Below are 6,068 nucleotides of genomic sequence, written 5' to 3'. Positions count from 1 at the left end.
ACGTCGTACTGGTTTAAAGTTAATCCACTATAATTGTCAAACCCAAAAACATAATAAAGGTCAGATATGAGTGATAGAGGTCAACTGTTTGTCGCCCCTCCGTTTGAAAACCACAGCCCGCTGACTTGGTATCAGGCGGCAGCTGAACAACCGAATTTCATCCGCGATGAAGCACAGGCGCGGGCGATTGAATATTTGGATCGTTTGTGGACGGAACTGATGATGTTCAAACGCAAACGCAATCGTTTCCTAGGGCGCAGCCTGCGCTCTCCCCAAGTACCGAAAGGTCTGTATTTTTATGGCGGTGTGGGTCGCGGTAAAAGTTTCTTGATGGATGCTTTTTTCGGCTGTTTGCCATACCGCCGCAAACGCCGTGTCCACTTTCATGCCTTTATGGCGGAAATCCATAAGCGTTTGAAAGACTTGAAAAGTGAAGCCAATCCTTTAAAAGCAGTTGCTGCTGAGATTGCCAAAGAGACCCGCGTATTGTGTTTTGACGAATTTCACGTCAGCGATATTGCGGATGCGATGATTCTGGGCCGCCTACTGGAAAACTTGTTGAGCGAAGGCGTGGTTTTGGTGGCAACTTCCAACTACGCCCCGTCCGAGCTTTATCCCCAAGGTCAAAACAGAAGCAGTTTTCTGCCGACCATCGCGCTGATTGAATCCAGCCTGACCGTCTTAAATGTTGACGGGGGGGAAGACTACCGCCTGCGCACTTTACGTCCTGCCGAGATTTTCTTCGTTCCCAACAATGAAGAAAACGAGCAGAAATTGGCTGATTTGTTTAAAGAAATGGCGGGAATTTCCGAATTGAATCCCGGTGTCAGCGTAATACACGGGCGTGAAATTCCACATAAAGCCCACTCCGACCGCGCCATTTGGTTCGATTTCCGCGCTTTATGCTTTGGTCCGCGTTCGCAAGCCGATTACCTCTATTTGGCCGAACATTATGAAATGGTGTTCGTATCAGGATTGGAACGCCTGACGCCGCAGGAAAAAGCCGAAGCGCGCCGCCTTACATGGCTGATTGACGTATTGTACGATTTCCGAGTAAAACTCTGTGCCACCAGTGCGGTAAGCGTAAACGATATTTATGTCGAAGGCGATTTCGCCGAAGAATTTACCCGTACTGCCAGCCGTATGGTGGAAATGCAATCGGAAGTTTATTTGGAGCAACCGCATCTGACGTTAAAAAATAAGATTCAGGAGAAGAAAAAAGAGTGGCTTTCCCCAAAGTATACTGAAATTTGATAAAATAACACTTCATTTTCCCCAACCTCAGATTATTGCACAACGCAATAAAAACAAGGACATAATATGGCTATTGAGCGCACGATCTCCATCGTTAAACCCGATGCTGTAGGTAAAAATGTAATCGGCAAAATTTACAGCCGTTTTGAAGAAAACGGACTGCGTATTGTCGCCGCCAAAATGAAGCACCTCAGCGTGCGCGAAGCCCAAGAGTTTTATGCTGTCCATAAAGAGCGTCCTTTTTACGACAGCTTGGTTGCCTTTATGACCAGCGGTCCTGTCATGATTCAGGTGTTGGAAGGTGAAAATGCCGTTGCAAAAAACCGTGAACTGATGGGCGCGACCAACCCTGCGGAAGCCGCTCCCGGTACGATACGTGCCGATTTTGCCGAATCTCTCAGCGTAAACGCCGTACATGGTTCTGACAGTCTGGAAAACGCAGCAATCGAGATTGCCTACTTCTTCAGCCAAAGTGAAATCTGCCCGCGTTAACGATAGATACCGTTCGAACGTCCGACCGGTTCGGGTGTTTGGACGGTTTTGTCGATATTGTTTGTCTCAATCTGTTTTCAGACGACCTTTCTAAAATGGAGGTCGTCTGAAAATATGATAGAAGGAGCTTGGAAATAAAAGCTGTTTGCTCAACAAGATTCAGGACATGTTCAAACCCACTATGCAACGTCCTAATCCGCCGGATTTGCAAGATTTATCAAGACAGCCTTTATTAAAAGCTTTACCAAGAAATAAACCACATGAAAACCAATCTGCTGAATTACGATTTAAACGGACTGACCCATCATTTTGCTGAGATGGGCGAAAAACCGTTCCGCGCCAAACAAGTCATGCGCTGGATCCACCAAGCCGGTGCGCAAAGTTTCGATGAAATGACCGATTTGGCAAAATCCCTGCGCCTGAAACTCAACGAACAGGCAAGCGTGGATGTGCCCAAACTGATGATGGCGCAAGAATCCACCGATGGGACGCGCAAATGGCTGTTGGATGTAGGAACGGGCAACGGTGTGGAAACGGTGTTTATTCCCGAAGCAGAACGCGGTACGTTGTGTATTTCCTCGCAAGTCGGCTGCGCATTGGAATGCACCTTCTGTTCTACCGGCCGCCAAGGTTTCAACCGTAATCTGACCGCTGCCGAAATCATTGGGCAACTGTGGTGGGCAAATAAAGCAATGGGCGTTACGCCGAAAAACGAACGCGTGATTTCCAATGTAGTCATGATGGGCATGGGCGAACCAATGGCGAACTTTGATAATGTCGTTACTGCGCTGAGCATTATGCTGGACGATCATGGCTACGGCCTCAGCCGCCGCCGCGTTACCGTTTCCACATCGGGTATGGTGCCGCAAATGGACAGGCTGCGCGATGCGATGCCTGTTGCGCTGGCAGTATCCCTTCATGCTTCCAACGACGAAGTACGCGATCAAATCGTTCCGCTGAATAAAAAATATCCGTTGAAAGAGTTGATGGCGGCATGCCAACGTTATTTGGTCAAAGCACCAAGAGATTTCATTACTTTTGAATACGTTATGTTGGACGGAATCAATGATAAAGCGCAACATGCGCGCGAACTGATTGAGCTGGTAAAAGACGTACCGTGCAAATTCAATCTGATTCCATTCAATCCTTTCCCCAATTCCGGCTACGAACGCTCTACCAATGAAAATATCCGCGTTTTCCGCGATATTTTGCAGCAGGCAGGATTCGTGGTAACCGTCCGCAAAACACGTGGCGACGATATTGACGCAGCTTGCGGTCAATTGGCAGGACAAGTACAAGATAAAACACGCCGCCAACAAAAATGGCAGCAGATTTTGGTTGAACAACAGAGCTGATTATGAAACTGAACATTTGGCAACCCATTATTTTAACTTTGGTTTTGGGCGCATGCGCCGGCCCGAAAGGTCCAAGCAGAGCGGAACGTGCAACACAAGTCGCCAATATCAAAACCCAGTTGGCTATCGAATACATGCGCGGGGGCGATTACCGTCAAGCAACGGTAAGCATTGAAGAGGCATTGAAAGCGGACAGCAGCAATGAAGATGCATGGCTGGTTCGCGCACAAATTTATCAATATCTTAAAGTTCGCGAAAAGGCGCAAGAAAGCTTCCAAAAAGCCCTATCTTTGAAACCTGACAATGCGGAAATCAATAATAACTACGGCTGGTTCTTGTGCAGCGAGATGAATAATCCCGCCCAGTCCATCAGTTATTTTGACAAAGCCCTGGCCGATCCGACTTATCCTTCTCCGTTTATCGCCAACCTCAACAAGGGCATTTGCAGCGCGAAGATGGGACAATATTCGCTGGCAGAAGCTTATCTCGAACGCTCTTTGGCTGCGCAACCTCAATTCCCGCCTGCGTTTAAAGAACTGGCAAGAACCAAAATGCTGGCAGGCAATTTAAACGAAGCGGACTATTATTTCCGTCAATACCAAAGCAAAGTCGATGTCTTGCAGGCAGATGATTTGCTGCTGGGTTGGAAATTGGCGACTGCTTTGGGCAATAGCCAGGCAGCCTACGAATACGAAGCCCAGTTAAGGGCAAACTTCCCCTATTCGGAACAATTACAGGCAGTAACCACAGGTAAGTAACCACATGGAAAATCAAAAGAAAAACGAATACGACATTCAAGCTGCCAAATCATTGGGTGATGAGCTGGGACAACTCAGACACAAATCAGGTTGGGATATTGACGAAGTAGCACGACGGTTGAAACTGTCTGCCGAACAAATTGAAGCACTTGAAAAAGGAGACTATTCTTTCTTTTCAGGATTGGTCTTCGTTATGGGCTATCTGCGTTCTTATGCCCGTCTGTTGAAAATCGATGAAGCAACCATTACAGGTCGTCTGAAAGCCATTTCCGCGCCGGAAGAAGACCATGTCTATCTGGTAGATCGCAAACAAAATACTGGCTTAAACTACCAAGATGGTGAAAAAGTCGGCTTTCCCAAATGGGTCTTGGGCGTGGCAGCACTCATCCTGCTTGGCGGCGGTATTTATGTTTGGCAAAGCAAGTCCAATCATGAAAACGAACAACAAGTCGCGCAAAACAGCGATGCAGTACGTAACAGTATGCAGACGCCGGATTTGAAAAAAGAAAATGTTGCCGTTTCCAATATGGCAGAAAACGGCAAACAAGAAATATCCAATGCCGAAAAAGCAGCTTCAAGTGTCGCCGCATCCGAAGCAGCGGCATCCGAACCTGAAGTCAAAGTCGATTCAGACGAGCTTTGGATTAAAGTCCAATACCGAAGCAATCTGATTATCACCGACAAGAAAGGTACCATGATTTTCAGCCGGATCATTCCCGCAGGAAGCGAAAGGCGTTTTAAAGGCGGTGCGCCCTACAATGTCTGGATCGGTATTGCCACAGGTGCACAAGCCAATTATGGCGGGACAACCATCAATCTGGCAGAATACCGCGCTGCCGGTGAAAAATCCGCTTCATTTGTAGCAGGAAAAAAATAAAGATGAACACACCCAAACGCCGTCAAACCCATCAAGTACAAATCGACCATCTCATCGTCGGTTCTGATGCACCCGTTGTTGTTCAGTCCATGACCAATACCGACACCGCAGATGCAGAAGCAACCGCCCTACAAGTCAAAGAATTGAGCGATGCAGGCTCAGAAATGGTGCGCATAACCGTCAACAGCCCGGAAGCCGCATCCAAAGTTGCCGAAATCCGCCAGCGTTTGGACGACATGGGGTATACCACACCGCTGATTGGCGACTTTCATTTCAACGGCGAACGCCTGTTGGCAGAATTTCCCGACTGCGGCAAAGCTTTATCCAAATACCGTATTAACCCCGGCAATGTCGGCAAAGGCGCAAAAGGCGATGAAAAATTTGCCTATATGATTCGGACTGCCGCCGAAAACGACAAAGCCGTCCGTATCGGCGTCAACTGGGGTTCGCTTGACCAAAGCCTCGCCAAGCGCATGATGGATGCCAATCTGGCGTCCTCATCGCCCAAACCGCCCGAAGAAATCATGAAAGAAGCCTTGATTATTTCGGCGTTGGAATCTGCTGAAAAAGCCGTCCGATTAGGTTTGCCTGAAAACAAAATCATCTTGTCGTGCAAGGTCAGCTCCGTTCAAGATTTGATTCAGGTTTACCGCGAACTGGGCAGCCGCTGCCAATATCCGCTCCACTTAGGCTTGACGGAAGCAGGCATGGGCAGTAAAGGCATTGTCGCTTCGACTGCCGCCTTGGCCGTACTGCTTCAAGAAGGCATCGGCGACACCATCCGCATTTCCCTGACTCCCGAACCCGGCAGTTCGCGTACGCAGGAAGTCATCGTCGGTCAGGAAATTCTACAAACCATGGGACTGCGCTCGTTTACCCCCATGGTTACCGCCTGCCCGGGCTGCGGACGCACCACCAGCACAGTCTTCCAAGAGCTTGCCCAAGACGTACAAAATTACCTTCGCCAAAAAATGACCGTATGGCGCACCCTTTACCCCGGTGTAGAATCTTTAAACGTTGCCGTCATGGGCTGCGTCGTTAACGGACCGGGCGAAAGCAAACTGGCAGACATCGGCATCAGCCTGCCCGGAACTGGCGAAACCCCTGTTGCCCCGGTTTATGTTGACGGAGAACGCAAGGTGACTTTAAAAGGCGATAACATCGCAGCCGAATTCTTAGAGATTGTCGAAGAATACGTCAAAGTCAATTATTGCGAAGGCGGTGCAAAACGTAGTCAAAACCGTATCATCCCGATACAGTCAGCTTGATAGGCATGAGAATAAAAGGTCGTCTGAAAAACATGAACTGCACCCCAAAAGTTGGACATCCCCT

Annotated in this window: 6 protein-coding genes; all 6 read left to right on the top strand. The window is 48.5% G+C overall.

Annotated elements, in window-relative coordinates:
* Positions 1 to 66: 66 nt before the first annotated feature.
* The 6 genes from zapE to ispG all read left to right on the top strand — a co-directional run bounded on the left by zapE (position 67) and on the right by ispG (position 6,004).
* A complete protein-coding gene (zapE, locus tag HMPREF3066_RS08845; protein WP_070442259.1) occupies positions 67 to 1,254 on the top strand; it encodes a cell division protein ZapE in 1,188 nt (395 codons plus the stop codon).
* 66 nt (positions 1,255 to 1,320) lie between these two features.
* Entirely contained in the window at positions 1,321 to 1,746 is a 426-nt protein-coding gene (gene ndk, locus HMPREF3066_RS08840; protein WP_003759208.1) for a nucleoside-diphosphate kinase, read from the top strand.
* A gap of 260 nt (positions 1,747 to 2,006) precedes the next feature.
* A complete protein-coding gene (gene rlmN / locus HMPREF3066_RS08835) occupies positions 2,007 to 3,101 on the top strand; it encodes a dual-specificity RNA methyltransferase RlmN (RefSeq protein ID WP_009312955.1) in 1,095 nt (364 codons plus the stop codon).
* A 2-nt stretch (positions 3,102 to 3,103) separates the two neighbouring features.
* Positions 3,104 to 3,859 (top strand): type IV pilus biogenesis/stability protein PilW, encoded by a 756-nt coding sequence (pilW, locus tag HMPREF3066_RS08830; protein ID WP_003759214.1) that lies wholly within the window; start codon positions 3,104 to 3,106, stop codon positions 3,857 to 3,859.
* 4 nt (positions 3,860 to 3,863) lie between these two features.
* Entirely contained in the window at positions 3,864 to 4,736 is an 873-nt protein-coding gene (locus HMPREF3066_RS08825) for a helix-turn-helix domain-containing protein (protein ID WP_070442256.1), read from the top strand.
* A gap of 2 nt (positions 4,737 to 4,738) precedes the next feature.
* A complete protein-coding gene (gene ispG / locus HMPREF3066_RS08820; RefSeq protein WP_070442251.1) occupies positions 4,739 to 6,004 on the top strand; it encodes a flavodoxin-dependent (E)-4-hydroxy-3-methylbut-2-enyl-diphosphate synthase in 1,266 nt (421 codons plus the stop codon).
* Positions 6,005 to 6,068: the final 64 nt, after the last annotated feature.

This window comes from Neisseria sp. HMSC03D10, assembly GCF_001807625.1.
Lineage (GTDB): Bacteria > Pseudomonadota > Gammaproteobacteria > Burkholderiales > Neisseriaceae > Neisseria > Neisseria mucosa.
Note: the sequence above shows the minus strand (reverse complement) of the source record. Positions and strands in the feature narration are given on the sequence as shown.

Excerpts from the sequence above, each read along its gene's own strand:
- zapE (WP_070442259.1), top strand. The coding sequence starts at position 67 with ATGAGTGATAGAGGTCAACTGTTTGTCGCCCCTCCGTTTGAAAACCAC.
- ndk (WP_003759208.1), top strand. The coding sequence starts at position 1,321 with ATGGCTATTGAGCGCACGATCTCCATCGTTAAACCCGATGCTGTAGGT.
- rlmN (WP_009312955.1), top strand. The coding sequence starts at position 2,007 with ATGAAAACCAATCTGCTGAATTACGATTTAAACGGACTGACCCATCAT.
- pilW (WP_003759214.1), top strand. The coding sequence starts at position 3,104 with ATGAAACTGAACATTTGGCAACCCATTATTTTAACTTTGGTTTTGGGC.
- HMPREF3066_RS08825 (WP_070442256.1), top strand. The coding sequence starts at position 3,864 with ATGGAAAATCAAAAGAAAAACGAATACGACATTCAAGCTGCCAAATCA.
- ispG (WP_070442251.1), top strand. The coding sequence starts at position 4,739 with ATGAACACACCCAAACGCCGTCAAACCCATCAAGTACAAATCGACCAT.